Raw genomic sequence first — 24,702 nt, 5'->3', positions numbered from 1 at the left:
CCCTCCCCGCGCGACCCCAAATAGCGTCCAGTAGGGTTTGGTCCGCATAAACATCCAAACCCCTGCCTGCGTCAGGGCCGGCGACCGACCCGAACACGGCCGCGTCCGGCCGCGCGGGCCGAGACTCTCGGGAAGGCGCTACGTGAGTCCCTACGGCTCCGACCGCTCGCCGCGGCGCCCGATGCGGCGGAAGCTGCTGCAGGCGCTGACTGCGGGCGCGGTTCTGGCGACCGCCACTGGTTGCTCGTACAACTGGGAAGACTTCCCCCGCCTTGGAATGCCCCGTCCGGTCACGGAGGAGGCGCCGCGCATCCTCTCCCTGTGGCAGGGATCCTGGGCGGCCGCCCTCATCACGGGCATCCTGGTGTGGGGCCTGATCATGTGGAGCGTCATCTTCCACCGGCGCAGCCGGACGAAGGTGCAGGTCCCCCCGCAGACCCGGTACAACATGCCCATCGAGGCGCTGTACACCGTGGTCCCGCTCATCATCGTCTCGGTGCTCTTCTACTTCACCGCGCGTGACGAGTCGAAGCTGCTCTCCCTCTCCGCCAAGCCGGCGCACACGATCAACGTGATCGGCTACCAGTGGAGCTGGGGCTTCAACTACATCGAGAACGTCGACGGCGACGCGGCGTCCCCGAAGGCGGGCGAGGTTCCGAAGGAACTCGCCGCCCTCCCGGACCGCTTCACCAAGGACTTCCCCGCGGGCGCCGAAGGCGTCTACCAGAAGGGCGTCCCCGGCGACCGCGACGCGGACACCAACAACCCCGGGCCGACGCTGTACCTGCCCAAGGGTGAGAAGGTCCGCTTCATCCTGTCGTCGAACGACGTCATCCACTCCTTCTGGGTGGTCCCCTTCCTGTTCAAGCAGGACGTCATCCCGGGCCACACCAACGTCTTCGAGGTCACCCCGACCCAAGAAGGCACCTTCATGGGCAAGTGCGCCGAGCTCTGCGGCGTCGACCACTCCCGGATGCTCTTCAACGTCAAGGTGGTCTCGCCCGAGGAGTACCGGGCGCACCTGAAGGAGCTGGCGGAGAAGGGTCAGACCGGCTTCCTGCCGGCCGGCATCAAGCAGACCGACCCGGCCCGGAATGCGGAGACGAACAAACTGTGAGCATCCTCAACGAATCCCAGGGTGCCGCCGCAGCTGACTCGTACGAGAACGAGCTGCCGGTACGGCGCAAGCAGCCGGGCAACGTGGTCGTCAAGTGGCTCACCACCACCGACCACAAGACCATCGGCACGATGTACCTGGTCACGTCGTTCGTGTTCTTCATCATCGGCGGCATCCTGGCGCTCTTCATGCGCGCCGAGCTGGCCCGTCCGGGCACGCAGATCATGTCGAACGAGCAGTTCAACCAGGCGTTCACGATGCACGGCACGATCATGCTGCTGATGTTCGCGACGCCGCTGTTCGCCGGATTCGCGAACTGGATCATGCCGCTGCAGATCGGCGCGCCCGACGTGGCGTTCCCGCGGCTGAACATGTTCGCGTACTGGCTGTACCTCTTCGGCTCGACCATCGCGGTGGCTGGTTTCGCCACGCCGAACGGCGCGGCCGACTTCGGCTGGTTCGCCTACACCCCGCTGTCGGACGCGGTCCGCTCGCCGGGCATCGGCGCCGACATGTGGATCATGGGTCTGGCCTTCTCGGGCTTCGGCACGATCCTCGGCTCGGTCAACTTCATCACCACGATCATCTGCATGCGCGCACCCGGCATGACGATGTTCCGCATGCCGATCTTCACCTGGAACGTGCTGCTGACCGGTGTCCTGGTCCTGCTCGCCTTCCCGGTGCTGGCCGCCGCGCTCTTCGCGCTGGAGGCGGACCGGAAGTTCGGTGCGCACATCTTCGACCCGCCGAACGGCGGAGCACTGCTCTGGCAGCACCTCTTCTGGTTCTTCGGACACCCAGAGGTGTACATCATCGCCTGCCGTTCTTCGGATCATCTCCGAAGTGATCCCGGTCTTCTCGCGCAAGCCGATGTTCGGCTACATCGGCTGATCGGCGCGACGATCGCGATCGCCGGCCTCTCGGTGACGGTGTGGGCCCACCACATGTACGTCACCGGCGGTGTGCTGCTGCCGTTCTTCTCCTTCATGACCTTCCTGATCGCGGTACCGACCGGTGTGAAGTTCTTCAACTGGATCGGCACCATGTGGAAGGGCTCGCTGTCCTTCGAGACACCGATGCTCTGGGCCGTCGGCTTCCTGATCACCTTCACCTTCGGTGGTCTGACCGGCGTCATCCTGGCCTCGCCCCCGATGGACTTCCACGTCTCCGACTCGTACTTCGTCGTCGCGCACTTCCACTACGTCATCTTCGGCACCGTGGTCTTCGCGATGTTCTCCGGCTTCCACTTCTGGTGGCCGAAGTTCACGGGCAAGATGCTGGACGAGCGCCTCGGCAAGATCACGTTCTGGACGCTGTTCATCGGCTTCCACGGCACCTTCCTGGTGCAGCACTGGCTGGGTGCCGAGGGCATGCCGCGCCGTTACGCGGACTACCTCGCCGCCGACGGGTTCACCGCGCTGAACACGATCTCGACGATCAGCTCCTTCCTGCTCGGCCTGTCGATGCTGCCCTTCATGTACAACGTCTGGAAGACGGCGAAGTACGGGAAGAAGATCGAGGTCGACGACCCGTGGGGCTACGGGCGTTCGCTCGAATGGGCGACGTCTTGCCCGCCGCCGCGGCACAACTTCCTCACCCTGCCGCGGATCCGTTCCGAGTCCCCGGCGTTCGACCTGCACCACCCGGAGATCGCGGCCCTCGACCACCTCGAGGACCACCCCGGTGCGAAGGTCGTCACCAGCGGCAAGGAGGCCGGCAAGTGAAGATCCAGGGCAAGATGTTCCTCTGGCTCTCCTTCTTCATCCTGATCATGGCCGTCGTGTACGGCGTGTGGTCGAAGGAGCCCGTCGGCACCACCGCGCTCTTCCTGGCCTTCGGCCTGAGCGTCATGATCGGCTACTACCTGGCCTTCACGGCCAAGCGCGTGGACGAGATGGCCCAGGACAACCTGGAGGCCGACGTCGCCGACGAGGCGGGCGAGCTGGGGTTCTTCTCCCCGCACAGCTGGCAGCCGCTCTCGCTGGCGATCGGTGGCGCCTTCGCGTTCATGGGCGTCATCTTCGGCTGGTGGCTCATGTACTTCTCGGCCCCGATCATCCTGATCGGCCTGTGGGGCTGGGTGTACGAGTACTACCGCGGTGAGAACCAGAACCAGTAGCCAGACCCGTCACACGCAGTGAACCCGGGGCCCGGACACCTCTTCGGAGGAGTCCGGGCCCCTCGTTTGCAGTCACCCCGCGCGCCGTAATTGTCATATCTTCATAGCGTTGGCTCCATGAAGCACTCACCGCGTCTTTGGACGGTACTCGGCTGCTCCCTGCTGGTCGCGTCCCTCGGGGCCGGCGCCACCGCGTGCGGGTCCGGCGACAACCCGCTGTCAGCCCGCCCGTACGACGCGGGCGGGCAAATCGCCTTCAACCAGGCCGCCGGCAGCCGCCCGGTGGACCCCGACAAGCCCCTCGAAGTCACGACGAAGGGGGGTGAGGCACGGATCACCGACGTCACCGTCGTGGACACCCACGGACGCCGCCTGGCGGGCGAACTCTCCGCCAAGGGCGACCGCTGGCACAACACGGTGTCCATGGCCGCGGGCGTCCGCTACACGGTCACCGTCAGCACCGAGAACGCCGAGGGCGCTCCGGGGCAGCGCACGATCACGTTCGACACCACCCCGGCCAAAGGTGTCCTGAAGGTCGAATTCGGCCCGGAGGAAGGCAAATACGGCGTCGGGCAGCCCCTCACGGCCGAGCTCAGCGAGCCCGTCAAGGACAAGGCGGCCCGCGGCGTCATCGAAAGGGGCCTCATCGTCAGCGCCCCCGCCGGCGTCGAGGGCGCCTGGCACTGGGTCGACGACAAGAAGCTGCACTACCGGCCCAAGGAGTACTGGCCCGCCAACACGGAGGTCTCCGTACGGAGCAACCTGGAGGGCGTCCGGATCCAGGACCAGCTCTACGGGGCCGCCGCCAAGCCGCTGAAGCTGGAGATCGGCGACCGCGTCGAGGTCACCACCGACGCCGCCTCGCACTGGATGACCTTCAAGCGCAACGGAGAAGTGATCAATTCCATTCCGATCACCACCGGCAAGCCCGGGTTCTCCACCCGCAACGGCATCAAGGTGGTGCTCGGCAAGCAGTACTTCGTCCGGATGCGCGGCGACTCCGTCGGCATCGGCGGCAGCGAGTACTACAACCTGCCCGTCTACTACGCCACCCGCGTCACCTGGAGTGGTGAATACGTCCACGCCGCACCGTGGTCCATCGGCTCGCACGGCTATGCGAACGTCAGCCACGGCTGCACCGGCATGAGCACCGGCAACGCCGCCTGGTTCTACGAGAACATCACCGAGGGCGACATCGTCGAGGTGGTCAACAGCATCGGCGACGACATGGACATCTTCGGCAACGGCTTCGGCGACTGGAACATGGACTGGAAGGACTGGCGCCAGGGCAGCGCCCTGCTCAAGGGCACCCAGGAAGGCCGCAGCGCCGTCGACCAGGCCCGCCTGCGCCCCACCGTGTGATCCCGGCCCGCCACCGGGCCCACGGGAACCCCGTGGGCCCGGTGGCGGCCTGTCAGGCGGCCGAGGAGGACAGGCGGGCGCGCAGCAGGGCGGCCAGTGCGTCCGCGAACTCCACCGGATCCACCGGAAGGGTCACGGCGGCGTCCGCACGGCTCCACGTGGCCAGCCAGGCGTCCTGAGGGCGCCCCATCAGCAGCAGCACCGGCGGACACCGGAAGATCTCGTCCTTGATCTGCCGGCACACGCCCATGCCCCCGGCCGGAACGGCCTCGCCGTCCAGCACGCACACGTCCACGCCGCCCGCGTCCAGCTCCGTCAGAACCGCCGGCAGCGTCGCGCACTCCAGGAACTCCACGGGCGGCAGGTCCGCGGCCGGCCTGCGCCCTGCCGCCAGCCGCACCTGCTCCCGGGTGCCCGCGTCGTCGCTGTAGACCAGAACCCGCGCAGTCGCCCGCATTTCGTTCCTCCACGTGTCACGTGAATCACGTTGATGTTGCGCGGGATGCTACTCCTCCCGATGCGCTGTCAACATCGGTTCGGACACCTCGCACGAGACGCTCACCGGCTCTTCTGATGGGCCGTTCGGGCCTTGCACACGCCCCGGACACTCCGAACGGCACCCCCCGGGGTGAGGGCGGGATAAGCGACCGACATAATGTCGGTCGTGGCGACAGCAACGACAGTAGATACCGGGCACGCGCACCCGACGGTCAACCGGCCGAACCTCGTCAGCGTCGGAACCATCATCTGGTTGAGTTCCGAGCTGATGTTCTTCGCGGCCCTCTTCGCGATGTACTTCACCCTGCGATCCGTGACAGGCGCCGAGTACTGGACAGAGCAGGCCTCGAGCCTGAACCTGCCCTTCTCGGCGACGAACACGACGATCCTGGTGCTCTCCTCGCTCACCTGCCAGCTCGGCGTCTTCGCCGCCGAGCGCGGTGACGTGAAGAAGCTCCGGACGTGGTTCATCATCACGTTCGTCATGGGTGCGATCTTCATTGGCGGCCAGGTGTTCGAGTACACCGAGCTGGTCAAGCACGAGGGCATGAGCCTCTCGTCCGGTCCGTACGGCTCGGTGTTCTACCTGACCACCGGGTTCCACGGTCTGCACGTGACGGGCGGTCTCATCGCCTTCCTGCTGGTCCTCGGCCGGACGTACGCGGCCAAGAGGTTCACCCACGAACAGGCCACGTCGGCCATCGTCGTGTCCTACTACTGGCACTTCGTCGATGTCGTCTGGATCGGCCTCTTCGCCACGATCTACCTGATCAAGTAGCGAACACGTCACCGGGCGCGACCCGGCACTCCATCCAGAAACACCGACGCAGAAGATCCTGACACCGGGGTAATCCGTGAAAAAGCTCTCCGCACGACGACGCCATCCGCTGGCGGCGGTCGTCGTTCTACTCCTCGCGCTGGCGGCCACTGGGGGGCTGTACGCCGCCTTCGCCCCCGCGGGCAAGGCGCAGGCCGATGAAACCGCCCAGTCCCTCGCCATCGAGGAGGGCAAGAAGCTCTACGCCGTGGGTTGCGCAAGCTGCCACGGAACCGGCGGTCAGGGTTCCTCTGACGGCCCGAGCCTGGTCGGCGTCGGCTCCGCGGCCGTCGACTTCCAGGTGAGCACGGGCCGCATGCCCGCCCAGCAGCCCGGCGCCCAGGTGCCGAAGAAGCCCAACATCTACTCGCAGGCGCAGATCGACCAGCTGGCGGCGTACATCGCCTCCCTCGGTGCCGGTCCGATCACGCCGACCGAGAAGCAGTACGACCCGGCGGGCGCCGACATCGCCAACGGTGGTGAGCTGTTCCGCAACAACTGCGCGCAGTGCCACAACTTCACCGGCGAGGGCGGCGCACTGACGAACGGCAAGTACGCCCCCAACCTTGAGGACGTCTCGCCGAAGCACATCTACGAGGCCATGCTGACCGGCCCGCAGAACATGCCCTCCTTCCCGGACAGCACCATGCCGGAGAAGCAGAAGAAGGACATCATCGCGTACCTCGAGAACGTCAACGGCGAGAAGTCCACCAGCCCCGGTGGCCTCAAGCTCGGCGGCCTCGGTCCCGTTTCCGAGGGTCTGTTCGGCTGGATCTTCGGTCTGGGTGCGCTGATCGCTGTTGCCGTCTGGGTCGCGGCCCACACCGCTAAGGCCAAGAAGTCATGAGTCAAGACATTCCCGAAGAGAAGCACCTGCCGACTGAGCAGGGCGACGCGCACCACGGTGCCGTAGCCGTCGCGGACGACCCGTTCGCCGACCCGGGCCTGCCGGTCCACAAGCCGCGCATCCAGGACATCGACGAGCGGGCGGCGAAGCGTTCCGAGCGCACCGTCGCGATGCTGTTCACGCTGTCGATGCTGGCCACGGTGGCCTTCATCGCCTCCTACGTGATCTTCCCGGTCGACAAGATCGTGTACATCTTCCCGATCGGGAAGGTGAGCGCGCTCAACTTCGCGCTGGGCATGACCCTGGGCACGGCGCTCTTCTGCATCGGCGCGGGCGCGGTCCACTGGGCCCGCACCCTGATGTCCGACGTCGAGGTAGCCGCCGAGCGCCACGAGATCGCCGCTCCGCCGGAGGTCAAGGCGCAGGTCCTGCAGGACTTCCGCGACGGTGCGCAGGAGTCGGGCATCGCCCGCCGCCCGCTGATCCGCAACACGCTGCTGGGTGCGCTGGCCATGCTGCCGCTCTCCGCCGTCATGATCATGCGCGACCTGGGCCCGCTGCCCGAGGACAAGCTGCGCAAGACCCTGTGGGCCAAGGGCAAGCTGCTCATCAACCAGAACACGATGGAGCCGCTGCGTCCCGAGGACGTCCTGGTCGGTTCGCTGACCTTCGCCATGCCGGAAGGCCTGGACGAGCACCAGCACGACTTCCAGGTCCAGATCGCCAAGGCCGCCCTGATGATCGTCCGCATCCAGCCGGACGACATCAAGGACAAGCAGGAACTGGAGTGGTCCCACGACGGGATCGTGGCCTACTCCAAGATCTGCACCCACGTCGGCTGCCCCATCAGCCTGTACGAGCAGCAGACGCACCACGTGCTCTGCCCGTGCCACCAGTCCACTTTCGACCTCTCCGACGGCGCCCGTGTCATCTTCGGCCCGGCCGGTCACGCGCTTCCGCAGCTGCGGATCGGTGTCAATGACGAAGGCTTCCTCGAAGCGCTCGGCGACTTCGAAGAGCCCGTCGGTCCTGCATTCTGGGAGCGCGGATGAGCACTGCGACCACTGACACCAAGGCGCGCAAAGCGCCCGCCGGCGAGCGCGTGGCCGACTGGGCGGACGGCCGCCTGGGCATCTACGGCCTCGCCAAGGCCAACATGCGCAAGATCTTCCCGGACCACTGGTCCTTCATGCTGGGCGAGATCTGCCTCTACAGCTTCATCATCATCATCCTCACGGGTGTGTACCTGACGCTGTTCTTCCACCCGAGCATGAACGAGGTCGTGTACCACGGCTCGTACGTGCCGATGCAGGGCGTCACGATGTCCGAGGCCTTCGCCTCGACCCTGGACATCAGCTTCGACGTCCGCGGCGGCCTGCTGATCCGCCAGATCCACCACTGGGCCGCGCTGATCTTCGTCGCGGCGATGATCGTGCACATGATGCGCGTCTTCTTCACCGGCGCGTTCCGCAAGCCGCGTGAGGTCAACTGGATCTTCGGCTTCCTGCTGCTGTTCCTCGGCATGTTCACCGGTTTCACCGGTTACTCGCTGCCGGACGACCTGCTGTCGGGTACCGGTGTCCGCTTCATGCAGGGCGCCATCCTGTCCGTCCCGGTCGTCGGCACGTACCTGTCGATGTTCCTGTTCGGCGGGGAGTTCCCGGGCGGCGACTTCGTCGCGCGGTTCTACTCGGTGCACATCCTGCTGCTGCCCGGCATCATGATGGGCCTGCTGGTGGCCCACCTGATCCTGGTCTTCTACCACAAGCACACCCAGTTCCCCGGCCCCGGCAAGACGAACAACAACGTCGTCGGCATGCCGCTGCTGCCGGTCTACATGGCCAAGGCCGGAGGCTTCTTCTTCCTGGTCTTCGGTGTCATCGCGGCCATCTCGGCGATCGCCACGATCAACCCGATCTGGGCGCTCGGCCCGTACCGCCCGGACCACGTGTCCACCGGTGCGCAGCCGGACTGGTACATGGGTATGCCGGAAGGCCTGATCCGTGCCATGCCCGGCTGGGAGATCAACCTGTGGGGCCACACGCTCGTCCTGGGCGTGTTCATCCCGCTGCTGCTCTTCCCGCTGGTGCTGTGCTCGATCGCGGTGTGGCCGTTCATCGAGTCCTGGGTCACCGGTGACAAGCGCGAGCACCACCTGCTGGACCGCCCGCGCAACGTCCCGACCCGTACGGCCTTCGGTGTCGCCTGGATCGCGGAGTACATCGTCCTGTTGATCGGCGGTGGAAACGACATGTTCGCGCAGTACTTCCACCTCTCGATCAACGCGATCACCTGGTTCGTCCGGATCGGCTTCTTCGTCGTCCCGGTCCTCGCCTTCATCGTCACCAAGCGGATCTGCCTCGGCCTCCAGCGCCGGGACCGGGACAAGGTGCTGCACGGTCGCGAGACCGGCATCATCAAGCGCCTGCCGCACGGTGAGTTTGTCGAGGTCCACGAGCCGCTCTCGCAGGACAAGCTGCACACGCTCACCTCGTACACGCAGTACCAGCCGATCGAGGTCGGCCCGACGGTCGACGAGAACGGCGTCGAGCGCAAGGTGAAGCTCAGCGAGAAGCTGCGCGCGAAGCTCAGCAAGGGCTTCTACGCCGAGAACAACCAGATTCCGAAGCCCACGGTGGAGGAGTACAAGGAGATCCAGAGCGGCCACGGCCACCACTGATCCCGTTTGAGGGACTGGTTTCGATCGGTCCCGGTGTCGCCACGGCGAGAGCCCCGTCCACTGTCCGGACGGGGCTCTTCGCCGTCCCCGGGGCTGGATAGGCTGAAGCCCTTCCCATTCGACGTGGGCCCCCACATCGGCGGGCGACGACAGCAGGAGCGGACCATGAACGTTGCGACCCCGGCAGGCGGCGACAGCGTGGCGGCCCGCGGCTGGCCGGGTGTTCTCGACGCCCTGCTCGGCGGCCGGGACCTGAGCGCCGAGGACACCGCCTGGGCCATGGACCGGATCATGCGCGGGGAGGCCACCGACGCCCAGATCGCCGGCTTCGCCGTCGCGCTGCGGGCGAAGGGCGAGACGGTCGCCGAGATCAACGGCCTGGTCCGGGCCATGTACGGGCACGCCAACCTGATCGAGGTGCCCGGCCGGACGGTGGACATCGTCGGCACCGGCGGCGACGGGGCCAAGACGGTGAACATCTCCACCATGTCGGCGATCGTCGTGGCCGGTACGGGCGCCAAGGTCGTCAAGCACGGCAACCGGGCCGCGTCCTCCGCGAGCGGCTCCTCCGACGTGCTCGAGAAGCTCGGCGTCAACCTGGACCTCACCCCCGCCCGGGTGGCGCAGGTCGTCGAGGAGGCCGGCATCACCTTCTGCTTCGCCGTGAAGTTCCACCCGGCGCTGCGGCACGTCGCGGCGGCCCGCAAGGAGCTGGGCATCCGCACCACCTTCAACTTCCTGGGCCCGCTGACCAACCCAGCCCGGGTCCGCGCCCAGGCCACGGGCGTCGCGGACCCCCGAGTGGCCCCGATCGTGGCCGGCGTGCTCGCCGAGCGCGGCTCCTCCGCGCTCGTCTTCCGCGGCGACGACGGGCTGGACGAGCTGACCACCACGGCCACCTCGCGGGTGTGGTGGGTCCGCGACGGCAAGGTCCGCGAACAGCCCTTCGACCCCCGTGACGTGGGCATCCCCCTGGTCGAGGTGTCGGCGCTGCGCGGCGCGGACGCCTCGTACAACGCCGACGTCGCCCGCCGCCTGCTGGCCGGCGAGAGCGGCCCGGTCCGTGAGGCGGTCCTGCTGAACTCGGCGGCGGCCCTGGTCGCGCTGGACCCGGGCACGGGCACGCTGGAGGAGCAGATCGCGGCGGGCATCGCCCGGGCGGGGGAGTCGATCGACTCGGGCGCGGCCCGTGCGGCGCTGGAACGGTGGGTGGCGGCCAGCAACGCCTGAGCCCCCGCGGCGCGTTTTCGGACAAGGCCCCGTTCCGCATCGTGGACCGGGGTCTTGCGCGCGGGGGATCTTGTGGCAGGATGCTGACCAGGTCACGAGTGACAGCGTTTAGGCCCCGGCTTGCTGTCCGGCAACCCTCCTTCCGTGGCGGGGTGCCCCGGGTGATGACCAGGCCGTAGGCAGCGAGGTCTACGGCAAGCGCGGATCCCTCGACACCAGGGGTCCTGGTCTCTCGAGGAGCGTTTTCCGTGAGCAAGCGAATGCGATAGGGCGACTCAGCCCCTTCTTCCACCCTCGGACCAGGGTCACTTCCGCGTACCCCCGTCCGGTTCCGAGGACTCCCCGTACCCCCTGCGCACGGCGCCGCGCCGTAGCCGCGTACGGGCACACCGAAGCCATTCACCCCTGCCTGCCGGGAGATTCCGCCATGTCCGCATCCCTGAACGCCGCCGTCGCCACCGCGCTCGCCTCCGCCGTCGCCACCACGGCCGACTCCGCCGCCGAGGGCCCCGCCTGTGCCGAGCCGCTGCCGGTCCTCGGCCGGGACGTCACCGTCCCGCTCGTCACCGGCGGCGAGGTCACCTACGCGGCCCTCGACTACGCGGCCAGCGCCCCGGCGCTCCAGCGGGTCTGGGACGACGTGGCCGCGTACGCCCCGTACTACGGCAGCGTCCACCGCGGCGCCGGATACCTCTCGCAGCTCTCCACCGACCTCTTCGAGCAGAGCCGGGCCACGGTCGCCGAGTTCCTCGACTGCCGCCCCGCCGACCAGGTGGTCTTCACCCGCTCCACCACCGACTCCCTGAACCTGCTCGCGGCCGTCCTCCCGGTCGGCTGCCAGGTCTTCGTCTTCGAGACCGAGCACCACGCCTCGCTCCTGCCGTGGACGGACGCGCAGGTCATCTACCTCGACGCGCCCCGCACTCCGGACGAGGCCGTCGCCACGCTGGAGCGGGCGCTCGCCGACCGCGAGCCGTACGGCCCGGCGCTGGTCTGCGTCACCGGCGCGTCCAACGTCACCGGTGAGCTGTGGCCGGTCAAGGAGCTCGCCGCGGCCGCGCACGCCCACGGCGCGCGGATCGTCCTGGACGCCGCCCAGCTCGCCCCGCACCACCCCGTCTCGGTCCGGGACCTGGACGTGGACTGGGTCGCCTTCTCCGGGCACAAGTTGTACGCCCCCTTCGGCTCGGGCGTGCTCGCCGGACGCGCGGACTGGCTCCAGGAGGCCGAGCCGTACCTCGCGGGCGGCGGCGCCTCGCGCAAGGTCGCCCGCCGGGCGGACGGCGGCGTGGACGTCGAGTGGCACACCACGGCCGCCCGCCACGAGGCCGGCTCCCCGAACGTCATCGGCGTCTACTCCATCGCCTCCGCCTGCCGGGCCCTGCGGGATGCCGGATTCGACGGCCTCGTCGCCCGCGAGCGCCACCTCATCGCCCAGGTCCGCGAGGGCCTGGCCGATGTCCCGGCGGTCCGGGTCCTCTCGCTCTTCGGCGACGACGCCCCGCGGGTCGGCGTCATCTCCTTCGTGGTGGACGGCTGGAACAGCTCGCACTTCGCGGCCGCCCTGTCCGCCGAGTACGGCATCGGCGTCCGCGACGGCCTGTTCTGCGCCCATCCGCTGGTCCGCACCCTGCTGGGCAGCGAGCCGCAGGCGCAGGGCGAGTGCGGAGCCCCGGAGGCGGCCCCGGGGGAGCGCTCGCTGAACGCGATCCGCGTCAGCTTCGGCGCGGGCACCCCCGACGAGCACGTGGAGCGCTTCGTCCGTGCGGTGAAGGAGCTCGTCGCGAACGGCGCCCAGTGGCAGTACCGCACGGAGGAGGGTCGCTGCGTCCCGGCCGTCTGACCTCGAAAACCACTGTCGCGGCAGGGGGGTCCGCCCCTACGGTGCCCTCGTGACGGACTGGGACGAGATCAAGCGCAACGACTACGCGGTACCCGCGGGCCGCCGGGTGGAGGAACTGGTGCCGGGGCTCTCCCGGGCCCTGGCCGACCCCGATCCGCTCGTCCGGGACGGAGCGGCGTACTCCGTGCTGGCGGCCTGGATATCCCGCGGGGTGATCGACGTGCCGCGGCGCCTGGCCCTCGGCGACGAGATGGCCGAGCGCTTCGCCGACCCGCGGATCCAGGCCCGCACCTTCGCGCCGCTGGTGCTGGACATGCTGGTGGGCGCGGGGGACTTCCGCCCGGGGTGGGTGGACGCGTTCGCCGCGTGGTACGCCGCGGAGGCGGACCTGCGCGGGTACGACGGGACGCTGGGCTGGCTGCACGCGGCGGCCCACGGCGCGGATCTGCTGGGGAGCTTCGGGGTCCGGCCGGAGGTCGACCCCGCCCGGATGCCCGCCCTGGCGGCGGCCCGGCTGCTGGCGCCCACCGACCACGTCTTCGACCAGCGGGAGGACGACCGCCTCGCGGCGGCCCTCGCCCGGGCGCTCACCCGTCCGGACCTGACCGGGGCGGGCGCGACGGCCTGGCTGGACCCGGTCGAGGCCCACGTGCGGGCCCGCGGCCGGGGCCCGGCCTCCGCGTCCCTCTCCAACACCCTGCGCACGCTGGGCGCGCTCTACGTCCGGGTCGACCGGGCCGCCGGCGGGCCGCACCGCGCGGTACTGAAGGGCCGTCTGGGAGCCGTACTCGACCTGGCGGCCGTGTGACGGCGGGGCGGCGAGGGCCGGCCGAGCCGGCTCCGGCGGCGGGGAGCCGTTACGCGTCGAGGCCGATCGCGAACGCGGCTTCCAGGTCGTGCTGCGAGTACGTGCGGAACGCGACGTGCGTGTCCGTGGCCTCGACGCCCGGGATCTTGCTGATGCGGCCCGGGATGATGTCCGCCAGGTTCTCGTGGCGGGCCACGCGGACCAGCGCGATCAGGTCGTACGTCCCCGTGACGGAGTAGACCTCGCTGACACTGTCCAGCGCGGCGATGGCCTCGGCGATCTCGGGGATCCGGTCCACGCTGGTCTTGATGAGCACGATCGCGGTGATCACGGCTGGCTGTCTCCCTCGATGGCCGTCGCTGGTCGCACCACTCTAGTCGTACCCCGATACCTCACCCACGCGTACAGGAACCCGACGGAGAAGCCCACCAGGTGGGCCAGATAGGCCACCCCGGGACCACTGCCCGCCCGGTGCGCCGCCACCCCCTGGAGGGCGAACCAGAACAGCAGCACGAGCCATGCCGGAAACCGCAGCGGCAGGAAGAACAGGAAGGGGAACAGGCTCGTCACCCGGGCCCGTGGGAGGAGGAACAGGAAGGCGCCGAGCACCGCGGAGATGGCCCCGGACGCGCCGACCAGCGTCTGTGAGGAGCCCGCGTTGGCCGCCGCGTACACCGCCAGGGCCGCGTACCCCGTACAGACGTAGAAGGCGAGGAACGCCGGGCGGCCCATCCGCTCCTCCGCCATCGCGCCGAAGACGTAGAGGAAGAGCATGTTGCCGAGCAGGTGCAGCCAGCTGCCGTGCACGAACAGCGCGGTCAGCGGGGTCAGCCAGGCCCGCGGACGGCCCGTGAACAACTCGTCCGGGACCACGCCCCAGCGCCGGAAGTAGTCCGTCCCGGCGGTCAGCAGCCCCTCGCCCGTCCCGTAGGCCGGGTTCAGCCCCGAGGCGGGGCCGAGTACGAACACCACGGCGCAACCCGCGATCAGCGCATGGGTGACCACCGGTCCCCGGGCGGCCTCGCGAACGGCCTGCCACCTTACGATCATGTGACAGAGCATGACGCAACCGACCCCACCCGGGGCGGTGGCAGGCCGTAGGGTTACGAGCCGGCGTCCGGCCAATCGGCGCGGACGGCTCAGCCGACGGCTTTAATTGAAACAGCTATGAAGGAGAGAGCGGCCTGATGACGGTTCCCCTGCCGACCGACACCACCCGGTGGCGCTGCACCCTGTGCGGCAACCTCACGCGCTTCGACGTCACCCGTTCGTCGAAGGTCGTGGAGTACGTCCACCTGGACCTCGCCGGGGAGCCCAAGGTCGAGGAGCGCGAGGTGGTCAATGAGACCATCGAGTCGGTCCGCTGCCGCTGGTGCAACGCGGTGGACCAGATCGAGCTCGTGGACAGGCCGGGCGCGGACTCCTGACGGAGCCCCGCCCACAGGTAGATCACGGTAGGGGTGACGGATTGTGGAGCCAGCAAGCGGCGCTGAGCCGGCCGATGCGGCCGGCGACGCCGCGGAGGTCCTCGACCGCCCGCTGCCGGAAGGCGTGCGACGCCGGGTCGTCGCGCTCGTCTCGGACGCCTTCGGCGGACTGACGGTCGCGGACCTCCCGGCGCAGCTGCGGCAGTACGCCCGTTTCACCCCGACCCGGCGCGCCAAGTTCGCGGGCAACGCGATGGCCGCGGCGGTCGAGACCGACCCGGTGTTCCGCAGCCGGGTCGCCGAGAAGCTGCGCGAGGCGCAGGCGGAACTGGCCGGCGCCCTGGAGTCCGGTGCTCCGCCCGCCGCCGCGGATCCGCTGGACGTGGCGGCGGCCGCCTACGTGCTGCGGCCGGTCGGCTGGGTCAAGCTGGTGGCCGCCGCCGGCGAGGAGGCGCAGCGCGCCGACGCCGAGCGGGTCGGCGAGGAGACCCGGCGCGAGCTGGACCGGTTGCGCGAGGAGCTGGCGCAGGTACGGGACCTGCAGCGGTCCGGTGGTGAGCAGGTGCGGGCCGAGCTGGACGAGGCCCGCAAGGAAGCGGAATCGCTTCAGCGCAAGCTCCGCAGCGCGCTCAGCGACGTCAAGCGCGGCGAGGCGGCCCTGCGGAAGGTGAACGCGGAGATCGACGGGATCCGCGGCGACGCGGCCGCGCGGGTGGCCGCCGCCGAGAGCGAGACCCGGCGGCTCAAGTCCCGGCTGGCGGAGGTGGAGACGTCGCTGGAGACCTCGCGCCGGGCCACCCGCGAGGGGCGCAGCATCGAGGACATGCGGCTGCGGCTGCTGCTGGACACCGTGCTGGACGCGGCGGCGGGGCTGCGCCGCGAGTTGGCGCTGCCCCCGGTGTCCACGCGCCCGGCGGACACCGTGGAGGCCGTGGAGCCGGGCCGGATGACGCCGAAGGACATCGCGGCGCGCGCCCTGTCGGAGACCGATCCGGCGCTGCTGGACCAGCTGTTGGCGCTGCCCCAGGCCCATCTGGTGGTCGACGGCTACAACGTGACCAAGACGGGCTATCCGACGATGCCGCTGGAGAAGCAGCGGCTGCGCCTGCTGGGCGGGCTGTCGATGCTGGCCGCGCAGACGGGCGCGGAGATGACCTGTGTCTTCGACGGGGCGGAACTGGCCGCCCCGGTGCTGCTCGCGCCGCCGCGCGGGGTGCGGGTGCTGTTCTCCAAGGCCGGGGTGACGGCGGACGAGCTGATCCGCCAGCTGGTGCGGGCGGAGCCGCCCGGCCGGCCGGTGGTCGTGGTCTCGACCGACCGGGAGGTCGCCGACGGGGTGGCCAAGGCGGGCGCGCGGCCGGTGGCGTCCGCATTGCTGCTGAAGCGGCTTTCGCGCGTTTCGTAACTCCTGCCCCGCATGCCCGAATTGGCAGGGCGCTCAGGGAACGTACCGTCAAGTGCCCGGCACAGAGCGTGCGCTGTAGGTAAAGAAGCTGGTCGGCGAGCGGGTTTTTTCCCGACGGGATTTGAACTGATCACAGCGAGGTCACTAGGGTGCGTTCAAACCTTCGTGCGGTAGATCACTCATTCGGGGTGGCGGCGGAGGTGCTGCCGAGTTGCGTTCTTCGGCGGCTCTAGGAAGAAGGAGCTCGCCTCCGTGGCGTCCCACCGTCGACCCAAGCAGCCGAACCGCGCCCGTGTGACCGTCCTCGGTGCGACCGCGGCCGCCGTGGTCGCCCTCACCTCCCAGTCCGCCTCGGCCGCTCCGGCGAAGCCGGGCAAGGACGAGGTCAAGTCCCAGGTGGACGCCCTCTACGAAGAGGCGGAGCAGGCCACCGAGAAGTTCAACGGGGCCAAGGAGCGCCAGGAGAAGCTCGAGAAGGAGATCGGGCAGCTCCAGGACCAGGTCGCGCGCGGCCAGGGCGACCTCAACGAACTGCGCAGCACGCTCGGTTCGATGGCGAGCGCCCAGTACCGCAACGGCGGCATCGACCCCTCGGTCGCCCTCCTCCTCTCCGAGGACCCCGACAGCTACCTCGACAAGGCCTCCTCCCTGGAGCACCTGAGCGGCAAGCAGGTCGAAGCGGTCCAGAAGATCCAGGCCAAGCAGCGCACCCTCGCGCAGCAGCGCCAGGAGGCCGCCGGCAAGCTCGCCGACCTCGACGCCACCCGCAAGGAGCTCGGCGAGAAGAAGAAGGTCTCGCAGGAGAAGCTCGCCGCGGCCCAGGCCCTGCTCAACACCCTCACCGCCCAGGAGCGCGCCGCGCTCAAGGACGAGGAGACCCGCGCCAGCCGCAGCGACGCCGCCCGCGTCGACCTCGGGAACGAGAAGCCCTCCGGCCGGGCCGGCGCCGCCCTCGCGGCCGCCAAGACCAAGGTCGGCAGCGCGTACATATCGGGCCACGAGGGCCCCAACTCCTTCGACTGCTCCGGGCTGACCCAGTGGGCCTACAAGCAGGCCAACGTCAGCATCAGCCGCGTCACCTACACCCAGGCCAACGACGGCACGCGCATCAGCCGCAGCCAACTCCAGCCCGGTGACCTGGTCTTCTTCTACGGGGACCTGCACCACGTCGGCCTGTACGCCGGCAACAACATGACCCTGCACGCGGCCAACCCGCGCGGCGGCGTCAAGTACGAATCGATGGACAACATGCCGTTCCAGTTCGGCGTCCGCATCGGCTGAGCCGCGCCGCCGTCCCCGGTGCGGGACGCGCCGTACACCGCCCATCCGGGCGAATTGCGGGACCCCGCTCCGACCCCACGCCCCGCCGGTGACCTGCGTCTCCGGCGGGGCGTCACCGTGCGTGCCCGTCGGCGGTCGTTGGCCGGTGCCCGGTGGCGCCGCTACTGTCTGCCAGCGCGTAACCCGGCACACGTCCGTCCACGGGGGGCGGACCCGGGCCGCGCCCAGCGGAAGGGAGCGGTTTCACGTGGCGTCCCATCGCCGGCCCGGGCTCGGCAGCCTCGACCGGAACACGAAGGTCACCGTCCTCGCCGCCGTCGCGGCCACCGCAGCGGTCGCCATGACGGGCGCACCCGCCGGCGCGGCCCCCGGCCTGCCGCAGGACCCCGCCGCGGGCTCCCGGGCCCAGGTCGACCGGCTCTTCGAGGAGGCCGAGCAGGCCACCGAGCGCTTCAACGAGGCGGGCGAGAAAGCCGACCGGCTGCGGGCCGAGGTCGACCGGGCCCAGGACGCGGTCGCCCGCGGCCAGGAACGCATCAACACCATGCGCGGGATCCTCGGCACCTTCGCCGGCGCCCAGTACCGCAGCGGCGGCATCGACCCCGCCGTCGGCCTGATGCTGGCCGAGGACCCCGACGCGTACCTGGCCCAGGCCGCCGCCCTCGACCGGCTGACGGGCCGCCAGGCACGGCAGCTGGACGAACTGCGCGAGGAGCAGCGCCGGCTCGGCCAGGAGCGTCGGGAGGCCTCCCGCAAACTCGCCGAACTCGAAGCGCTGCGCGCCGACGTGGCCCGGCACAAGCGCTCCGTCACGGCCAAGCTCGCGGCCGCCCGGCGGCTGCTGAACGCCATGCCCTCCGAGGAGCGGGCCGACTTCGAGCGCGCCTCCCGCTCGGGCGGCCGGCCCGACGCCCTGCCCGACCTGCCCTCGCTCGGCGCCTCCTCGGGCCGGGCGGCGACCGCCGTGATGGCGGCCAGGGCAGCGGTCGGCCGCCCGTACGTGTGGGGCTCCACCGGGCCCTCCGGTTTCGACTGCTCGGGGCTGATGGTCTGGTCGTACCGCCAGGCCGGGGTCTCGCTGCCGCGCACCTCGCAGGCCCAGCGGCACGCCGGCCGCCAGGTGCCGCTGTCGCAGGCCCGCCCGGGCGACCTGGTGACGTACCGCTCGGACGCCAGCCACGTCGGCATGTACGTAGGCAACGGCCAGGTGGTGCACGCCCCGTACCCCGGGGCCCGGGTCCGCTACGACCCCGTCGGGATGATGCCGGTCTCGGCCGTGACCCGGCCCTGACCCCGGGACGGCCGCCCTTGCGTACGATCGGCCGATGCTCCCGGCTCGCCGTCCCGTCCGCGTATTGCCCTTCCTGCCGCTCCTGCTGTGCCTGCTGTCCGCCGGCTGCGCGGTGCGGCCGGCGGACACGGCCGGGCGCGATGTCCGCCGGGCCGTGTCCGAGTGGTCGCGGACGCCGCCCGAGCGGCTCGCCGGGATCCCGGTCGAGGACTGGGCGTACGAGGTCGGCTCGGTGCGGCGGGACGGCGTACGGGCCCTCGTACGGGCCGAGCTGCGCTACCGGCTGAGCGGCTACGACCCGGCCCCGGGCGGCTCGGCCCGCGAAATCCGGCTGGTCGAGGAGGACGGCACCTGGCGGGTCACCGCGGACCGGCCCGCTCCGGGCACGCCCATGCAGCTGTGGGACCAGGGGCCGGTCTCGGTGGTCCGGGGCGCGCACGCGCTGGTGCTGGGCGGCGCCGGGCAGAGCGGGGACACCCTGCGCGGCATCGCCGCCGAGGCGGACCGGGCGGTGCCCGCGGCGAGCGCCGCGTGGCCCCGGGCGTGGGCCGGGCGGGTGGTGGTGCTGGTCCCCGGGTCGCTGGAGGGGATGGCGCAGCTGCTGGGCGGCACGGCCGACGCCTACCGGGGCATGGGGGCGGTCACCACCGGCCGGGTGGGCGCGGGACCGGCCCCCGCGGACCGGGTGGTGGTCAATCCGGAGGGGTACGCCGGGCTGGGCGAGGCGGGCCGCCGGATCGTCCTGACCCACGAGGTCACCCACGTGGCCACCCGGGCGGCGACCACGGACACCACCCCGCTGTGGCTCTCGGAGGGCTTCGCGGACTGGGCGGCGTACCGCGGCGGCCCCACCACACCGGAGCAGGGCGCCCCCGCGCTGGCCCGGGCCGTGCGGCGGGGCGAGGTGCCGGCCCGGCTGCCCGCGGCGGAGGACTTCGCCTTCGGCGGCGACCCGCAGGCGCTGGCCCGGGCGTACGAGGGCGCGTGGCTGGCCTGCCGGCTGATCGCCGACAGGTGGGGCGAGGAGGCGCTGGTCGGCCTGTACGAGCGGGCGGGCCGCGAACCGCTGCCGACGGCCCTGGACGAGGCGCTGGGCGTGGACCAGGAGGGGCTCACGAAGGCCTGGCAGGAGGCCCTGCGCGGCTGGCTCCGCTGAGCGCGGCAGGCGTCCGGTACTGTCGGCAGGCAATGCACAAGACGCTGATCGTGACCAACGACTTCCCGCCGCGACCGGGCGGCATCCAGGCCTTCCTGCACAACATGGCACTGCGGCTGGATCCCGACCGGGTCGTCGTGTACGCCTCCACGTGGAAGCACAGCGCGGAGGGCCGCGAGGCCACCGCGGCCTTCGACGCCGAGCAGCCCTTCCAGGTGGTGCGCGACCGCACGACCATGCTGCTGCCGACCCCGCGCGTGACGCGGCGGGCCGTGGGCCTGCTGCGCGAACACGGCTGCGAGTCCGTGTGGTTCGGCGCGGCCGCCCCGCTCGGCCTGATGGGCCCGGCGCTGCGGCGGGCGGGAGCCCAGCGGATCGTGGCGACGACGCACGGGCACGAGGCGGGCTGGGCCCAGCTGCCGGCGGCGCGGCAGTTGCTGCGGCGGATCGGCGAGGGCACCGACACGCTGACCTACCTGGGGGAGTACACGCGCTCCCGGATCGCCTCGGCGCTGACGGACCGGGCGGCGGAGCGGATGGTGCAACTGCCGCCGGGCGTGGACGAGAAGACCTTCCACCCGGAGTCGGGCGGGGTGGAGGTCCGGGCGCGGCTCGGGCTGACCGACCGGCCGGTGGTGGTGTGCGTGTCGCGGCTCGTGCCGCGCAAGGGCCAGGACACGCTGATCGAGGCGATGCCGCGGATCCTGGCGGCGGTGCCGGACGCGGTGCTGCTGATCGTGGGCGGCGGGCCGTACGAGTCCGACCTGCGGGCGCTGGCGGTCTCCGCGGGGGTCGCGGACTCGGTGGTCTTCACCGGCCCGGTGCCGTGGTCCGAACTGCCCGCCCATTACGGGGCCGGGGACGTCTTCGCCATGCCGTGCCGGACCCGGCGGGGCGGGCTGGACGTCGAGGGGCTCGGGATCGTTTACCTGGAGGCCTCGGCGACGGGGCTGCCGGTGGTCGCGGGCGACTCCGGCGGGGCGCCGGACGCGGTGCTGGACGGGGAGACGGGGTGGGTCGTGCGGGGCGGCGAGCCGTCCGAGGCGGCGGACCGGATCACCGCCCTGCTGCTGGACCCGGCCCTGCGGGCGCGGATGGGCGAGCGGGGCCGCGCCTGGGTCGAGGACCGCTGGCGCTGGGACCTCCTGGCCACCCGCCTCCGCACCCTGCTCTGACCCGCCACCGCCGCTTCCCGCCCCGTCCCGCGCCGCAAACGCCGACGGGGCTGGAGGTGGCCGGCGTCGGCTTGCAGGGGCACCGCGGCTGCAAGCCGCACCTGGCGGGCGGCATCGGCCGAATCCAGCATCGCCGGCGATCGAGGCGCGGGGGGTCGGGGGCGGAGCCCCTGACCGGGGCGCCGCGCACGCGAACCGGGAACACGGACCGGATCCTCGCCGAGGGCTAACCCCGGTACAGGGCGTCGATCTCGTCCGCGAAGTCCTTCGCGACCACGTTCCGCTTGAGCTTCAGCGACGGCGTGATGTGGCCCGACTCCTCCGTGAACTGGGAGGGCAGAATGCGGAATTTCCGCACCGATTCCGCCTTGGACACCGCCGCGTTGCCGTCGTCGACGGCCTTCTGCACGGCGGCGTTGAGTTCCGCGTCGTCGCGCAGCTGCGCCGCCGTCACGCCGGCGGGCTTGCCGTTCTCCGCGGCCCACCGGCCGAGGAACTCCTCGTCGATGGTGACCAGCGCGGCCACGAACGGCCGCCCGTCGCCGACGACCATGCACTCCGCGACCAGCGCGTGCGCCCGGATCCGGTCCTCGATCACGGCGGGTGCGACGTTCTTGCCGCCCGCGGTGACGATGAGCTCCTTCTTGCGCCCGGTGATCGTGAGGTAGCCGTCCTCGTCGAGGGTGCCGACGTCGCCGGTGTGGAACCAGCCGTCGGTGAGCGCCTCGGCGGTGGCCGTCTCGTTCTTCCAGTAGCCGGTGAAGATCTGTTCGCCGTGCAGCAGCACCTCGCCGTCGTCCGCGATGCGCACCACGGAGCCCGGCATGGGCTGGCCGACCGTACCGATCTTCTGCTTGTCCCACGGGTTGAAGGTGGTCGCCGCGCAGGACTCCGTCAGGCCGTAGCCCTCCAGCACGGTGAAGCCGATGCCGCGGAAGAAGTGCCCGAGCCGCTCGCCCAGCGGCGCGCCGCCGGAGATCGCGAACTCGCCGCGCCCGCCGAGGACCGCGTGCAGCTTGCTGTAGACGAGCTTGGTGAAGACCTTGTGCTTGAGCTTGAGGCCGAAGGACGGCCCGCGGGGGGTGTCCAGCGCCCGGCTGTACGCGATCGCCGTCTCGGCCGCCGCGTCGAAGATCCGGCCCTTGCCCTCGGCCTGCGCCTTGGCGCGCGCCGAGTTGTAGACCTTCTCGAAGACGCGCGGCACACCGAGGATCAGGGTGGGCCGGAAGGACTGCAGCTCGTCGGTCAGGTTCTTGATGTCCGGCACGCAGCCCAGCCGGATCGGCGCCAGCACGGCCGCCACCTCCACCAGGCGGCCGAAGACGTGCGCCGCCGGGAGGAACAGCAGGACCGAGCACTCGCCGGTCTTGAACAGCGGCTTCAGCCGCTCCACGGCGTTGCCGCACTCGGCGAAGAAGTTGCGGTGGCTCAGCACGCAGCCCTTGGGGCGGCCGGTGGTGCCCGAGGTGTAGACGATGGTGGCCGGGTCGTCGGCGCACGCCAGGCTGCTGCGCTCGTCGACCTCGGCGTCGGTGATCCCGGCGCCCGCGGCCTTCAGCGTTTCCAGCGCGCCCCGCTCGATCTCCCAGACGTCGCGCAGGTCCGGCAGCAGGTCGCGCAGCGAGGCCACGGCCGCGCCGTGCCCGGCGCTCTCGACGACCGCGGCGACGGCGCCGGAGTCCCCGAGGATCCACTGGATCTGCTCGGGGGAGCTGGTCTCGTAGACCGGGACGGTGACGCCGCCCGCGGTCCAGATCGCGAAGTCGACCAGCACCCACTCGTAGCGGGTGCGGGAGATCAGGGCGACCCGGTCGCCGGGGCGGACGCCCGCCGCGATCAGGCCCTTGGCCGCGGCCCGGACCTCGGCCAGGAACTCGGTCGCGGTCACGTCCTGCCACCGGCCGTCCACCTTGCGGCTCATGACGGCGGTGTCGGGATGCTGCGCGGCGTTGCGGCGGATGAGATCCGTCAGGTTCCCGTCCGACGGGACCTCGTACAGGGCCGGAAGGCTGAACTCGCGCAAGACTGCTGCTCCTCTGGGCGCCATCGCCACCATGTGGACCGACCGGACGTTACCCACCGGTAGTGGGTTCCGGATAGAGGGAACCGGCCAGATGTTCCCTGCGTCACATGACACGGCCTTTTCCAGGCGACCCTAGTCGACCCCCTCGGCGACTCGGAAGTAACCGCAGGTCCGGCTGTATCCGGCACCCCCGCTACCCCGCCGGCACCGTACCGCCCTAGGGTGACCGCATGGCTGGCAGCAGGCGGGACGGGACGTCGGACACGAGGGATTCGAGCCGCGCCGGGCTCCGTGCCGCGGCCCGCACCCGGGTCCACGTCGTGAGCGACGTGCACGGCAACACCGAGGCCCTCGCCAGGGCGGGGGACGGCGCCGACGCGCTGATCTGTCTCGGCGACCTCGTGCTCTTCCTCGACTACGCCGACCACTCGCGCGGGATCTTCCCCGACCTGTTCGGCGTCGAGAACGCCGACCGGATCGTCGAGCTGCGCACCGCGCGCCGCTTCGCCGAGGCCCACGCCCTCGGGCGCCGGCTGTGGGCGGGGCTGGACCGGGAGCGGATGATCGAGGACGCCGTGCGCCGCCAGTACGCGCAGATGTTCGCCGCCTTCCCCACCCCCACGTACGCCACCTACGGCAACGTCGACATCCCGTCCCTGTGGCCGGAGTACGCCGACCGCCCCGGCCTCACCGTGCTCGACGGGCAGCGGGTGGAGATCGGCGGCCGGGTCTTCGGCTTCGTCGGAGGCGGCCTGCCCTCGCCGATGCGGACCCCGTACGAGGTGGACGTCGAGGAGTACGCCGCCAAGGTGGAGGCGCTGGGCGAGGTCGACGTACTGTGCTCGCACATCCCTCCGGAGGTGCCGGAGCTCTGCTACGACACGGTCGCCCGCCGCTTCGAACGGGGCAGCGAGGCCCTGCTCGCCGCGATCCGGCGCACGCGCCCCCGGTACGCCCTCTTCGGGCACGTCCACCAGCCGCTCGCCCGGCGGATGCGGATCGGCGGCACGGAGTGCGTGAACGTCGGGCACTTCGCGGCGACCGGCAGGCCCTGGGCCCTGGAGTGGTGAGCTCCGCACGCACGGTAGCCTTCGGGCGGCGGCCGGAGGCCGCACACTTCCTCGAATTCCCCCAGCTACCGCTGGGAAGTGCCCCCAGACGGAGGATCGACTGCGATGGCGGAACACACCAGCTCAAGCATCACGATCGAGGCTGCGCCGGCCGACGTGATGACCGTGATCGCAGACTTCGCCCGTTACCCGGAGTGGACCGGCGAGGTGAAGGAGGCCGAGGTGCTGGCCGCCGGCGCCGACGGCCGGGCCGAAAAGGTACGGCTGCTGCTCGACGCGGGCGCGATCAGGGACGACCACACCCTCTCCTACACCTGGAAGGGCGAGCACGAGGTCGGCTGGACCCTGGACAAGTCGCAGATGCTGCGCCAGCTGGACGGCTCGTACCGGCTGGCCCCGCTCGACGGCGGCCGGCGCACCGAGGTCACCTACCAGCTGACCGTGGACGTCAAGATCCCCATGCTCGGCATGATCAAGCGCAAGGCCGAGAAGGTCATCATCGACCGCGCCCTGGCCGGCCTGAAGAAGCGCGTGGAATCGACCGGCTGAGGCC

At 70.7% G+C, this 24,702-nt stretch carries 23 protein-coding genes and 1 riboswitch; of the genes, 19 read left to right on the top strand and 4 right to left on the bottom strand.

The genetic code is table 11. From position 1 onward, the window contains the following. Positions 1 to 142: 142 nt before the first annotated feature. The 4 genes from ctaC (at position 143) to BGK67_RS11405 (ending at position 4,598) form a co-directional block, all read left to right on the top strand. Positions 143 to 1,117: an aa3-type cytochrome oxidase subunit II gene (ctaC, locus tag BGK67_RS11420; RefSeq protein ID WP_069919981.1), complete on the top strand. Its 975-nt coding sequence runs from the start codon at positions 143 to 145 to the stop codon at positions 1,115 to 1,117. Then, a complete protein-coding gene (ctaD, locus tag BGK67_RS11415) occupies positions 1,114 to 2,841 on the top strand; it encodes an aa3-type cytochrome oxidase subunit I (protein WP_079154126.1) in 1,728 nt (575 codons plus the stop codon). Before ctaC ends, ctaD begins: the two co-directional genes overlap by 4 nt. Next, a complete protein-coding gene (locus BGK67_RS11410) occupies positions 2,838 to 3,236 on the top strand; it encodes a cytochrome c oxidase subunit 4 (protein WP_069919980.1) in 399 nt (132 codons plus the stop codon). Before ctaD ends, BGK67_RS11410 begins: the two co-directional genes overlap by 4 nt. Positions 3,237 to 3,353: 117 nt before the next feature. Next, positions 3,354 to 4,598: a L,D-transpeptidase gene (locus tag BGK67_RS11405; RefSeq protein WP_069919979.1), complete on the top strand. Its 1,245-nt coding sequence runs from the start codon at positions 3,354 to 3,356 to the stop codon at positions 4,596 to 4,598. A 52-nt stretch (positions 4,599 to 4,650) separates the two neighbouring features. Here the strand turns inward: BGK67_RS11405 and BGK67_RS11400 are convergent, their stop codons facing one another. Then, positions 4,651 to 5,055, bottom strand: a complete 405-nt coding sequence (locus BGK67_RS11400; RefSeq protein WP_069919978.1) for a hypothetical protein — start codon at positions 5,053 to 5,055, stop codon at positions 4,651 to 4,653. 198 nt (positions 5,056 to 5,253) lie between these two features. Between BGK67_RS11400 and ctaE the strand changes: the two genes are divergently transcribed. The 7 genes from ctaE to BGK67_RS11365 all read left to right on the top strand — a co-directional run bounded on the left by ctaE (position 5,254) and on the right by BGK67_RS11365 (position 13,321). Next, positions 5,254 to 5,874, top strand: coding sequence for an aa3-type cytochrome oxidase subunit III (ctaE, locus tag BGK67_RS11395; protein WP_069919977.1), 621 nt, complete (start codon positions 5,254 to 5,256; stop codon positions 5,872 to 5,874). Between the two features lie 76 nt (positions 5,875 to 5,950). Further along, on the top strand, positions 5,951 to 6,760 hold the full coding sequence (gene qcrC, locus BGK67_RS11390; RefSeq protein ID WP_069919976.1) for a cytochrome bc1 complex diheme cytochrome c subunit: 810 nt from the start codon (positions 5,951 to 5,953) through the stop codon (positions 6,758 to 6,760). Next, the gene (gene qcrA / locus BGK67_RS11385; RefSeq protein ID WP_069919975.1) at positions 6,757 to 7,812 is read left to right on the top strand and encodes a cytochrome bc1 complex Rieske iron-sulfur subunit; all 1,056 of its coding nucleotides are present in this window, start codon (positions 6,757 to 6,759) and stop codon (positions 7,810 to 7,812) included. The genes qcrC and qcrA overlap by 4 nt, the downstream gene beginning before the upstream one ends. Beyond that, positions 7,809 to 9,440, top strand: a complete 1,632-nt coding sequence (gene qcrB / locus BGK67_RS11380) for a cytochrome bc1 complex cytochrome b subunit (protein ID WP_069919974.1) — start codon at positions 7,809 to 7,811, stop codon at positions 9,438 to 9,440. The genes qcrA and qcrB overlap by 4 nt, the downstream gene beginning before the upstream one ends. 165 nt (positions 9,441 to 9,605) lie before the next feature. After that, a complete protein-coding gene (gene trpD, locus BGK67_RS11375) occupies positions 9,606 to 10,670 on the top strand; it encodes an anthranilate phosphoribosyltransferase (protein ID WP_069919973.1) in 1,065 nt (354 codons plus the stop codon). Between the two features lie 90 nt (positions 10,671 to 10,760). Further along, positions 10,761 to 10,877: riboswitch (SAM riboswitch) on the top strand. Between the two features lie 220 nt (positions 10,878 to 11,097). Then, positions 11,098 to 12,513 carry an aminotransferase class V-fold PLP-dependent enzyme gene (locus BGK67_RS11370; RefSeq protein ID WP_069919972.1) on the top strand — a complete coding sequence of 472 codons (1,416 nt, stop codon included), beginning with the start codon at positions 11,098 to 11,100 and terminating at the stop codon, positions 12,511 to 12,513. A 49-nt stretch (positions 12,514 to 12,562) separates the two neighbouring features. Further along, a complete protein-coding gene (locus tag BGK67_RS11365) occupies positions 12,563 to 13,321 on the top strand; it encodes a DUF2785 domain-containing protein (protein ID WP_069919971.1) in 759 nt (252 codons plus the stop codon). Between the two features lie 49 nt (positions 13,322 to 13,370). On the opposite strand, the gene BGK67_RS11360 is transcribed toward BGK67_RS11365, so the two are convergent. Beyond that, complete coding sequence (locus tag BGK67_RS11360; protein ID WP_031148522.1) at positions 13,371 to 13,652, bottom strand: Lrp/AsnC ligand binding domain-containing protein; 282 nt, start codon at positions 13,650 to 13,652, stop codon at positions 13,371 to 13,373. Then, positions 13,649 to 14,383: a rhomboid family intramembrane serine protease gene (locus BGK67_RS11355; RefSeq protein ID WP_069919970.1), complete on the bottom strand. Its 735-nt coding sequence runs from the start codon at positions 14,381 to 14,383 to the stop codon at positions 13,649 to 13,651. The genes BGK67_RS11360 and BGK67_RS11355 overlap by 4 nt, the downstream gene beginning before the upstream one ends. A 125-nt stretch (positions 14,384 to 14,508) precedes the next feature. Here BGK67_RS11355 and BGK67_RS11350 point away from each other — a divergent pair, with 125 nt between their 5' ends. The 6 genes from BGK67_RS11350 to BGK67_RS11325 all read left to right on the top strand — a co-directional run bounded on the left by BGK67_RS11350 (position 14,509) and on the right by BGK67_RS11325 (position 21,056). Continuing rightward, positions 14,509 to 14,748, top strand: a complete 240-nt coding sequence (locus tag BGK67_RS11350; protein WP_008738811.1) for a hypothetical protein — start codon at positions 14,509 to 14,511, stop codon at positions 14,746 to 14,748. A gap of 40 nt (positions 14,749 to 14,788) precedes the next feature. Further along, entirely contained in the window at positions 14,789 to 16,153 is a 1,365-nt protein-coding gene (locus BGK67_RS11345; RefSeq protein ID WP_069919969.1) for an NYN domain-containing protein, read from the top strand. Between the two features lie 252 nt (positions 16,154 to 16,405). Next, complete coding sequence (locus BGK67_RS11340) at positions 16,406 to 17,434, top strand: C40 family peptidase (RefSeq protein ID WP_069919968.1); 1,029 nt, start codon at positions 16,406 to 16,408, stop codon at positions 17,432 to 17,434. Between the two features lie 247 nt (positions 17,435 to 17,681). Then, on the top strand, positions 17,682 to 18,725 hold the full coding sequence (locus BGK67_RS11335; protein ID WP_069919967.1) for a C40 family peptidase: 1,044 nt from the start codon (positions 17,682 to 17,684) through the stop codon (positions 18,723 to 18,725). Between the two features lie 34 nt (positions 18,726 to 18,759). Continuing rightward, entirely contained in the window at positions 18,760 to 19,881 is a 1,122-nt protein-coding gene (locus BGK67_RS11330; RefSeq protein ID WP_141754019.1) for a hypothetical protein, read from the top strand. 32 nt (positions 19,882 to 19,913) lie between these two features. Further along, complete coding sequence (locus BGK67_RS11325) at positions 19,914 to 21,056, top strand: glycosyltransferase family 4 protein (protein ID WP_069919965.1); 1,143 nt, start codon at positions 19,914 to 19,916, stop codon at positions 21,054 to 21,056. A gap of 226 nt (positions 21,057 to 21,282) precedes the next feature. Here the strand turns inward: BGK67_RS11325 and BGK67_RS11320 are convergent, their stop codons facing one another. After that, positions 21,283 to 23,079 carry an AMP-dependent synthetase/ligase gene (locus BGK67_RS11320; RefSeq protein WP_069919964.1) on the bottom strand — a complete coding sequence of 599 codons (1,797 nt, stop codon included), beginning with the start codon at positions 23,077 to 23,079 and terminating at the stop codon, positions 21,283 to 21,285. Between the two features lie 230 nt (positions 23,080 to 23,309). On the opposite strand from BGK67_RS11320, the gene BGK67_RS11315 reads away from it, so the two are divergent. Together BGK67_RS11315 and BGK67_RS11310 are read left to right on the top strand one after the other, a co-directional pair. After that, the gene (locus BGK67_RS11315) at positions 23,310 to 24,149 is read left to right on the top strand and encodes a metallophosphoesterase family protein (RefSeq protein ID WP_079154125.1); all 840 of its coding nucleotides are present in this window, start codon (positions 23,310 to 23,312) and stop codon (positions 24,147 to 24,149) included. Positions 24,150 to 24,254: 105 nt separating this feature from the next. After that, positions 24,255 to 24,698, top strand: coding sequence for an SRPBCC family protein (locus BGK67_RS11310; protein ID WP_069919962.1), 444 nt, complete (start codon positions 24,255 to 24,257; stop codon positions 24,696 to 24,698). Positions 24,699 to 24,702: the final 4 nt, after the last annotated feature.

This window comes from Streptomyces subrutilus (assembly GCF_001746425.1).
Lineage (GTDB): Bacteria > Actinomycetota > Actinomycetes > Streptomycetales > Streptomycetaceae > Streptomyces > Streptomyces subrutilus_A.
Note: the sequence above shows the minus strand (reverse complement) of the source record. Positions and strands in the feature narration are given on the sequence as shown.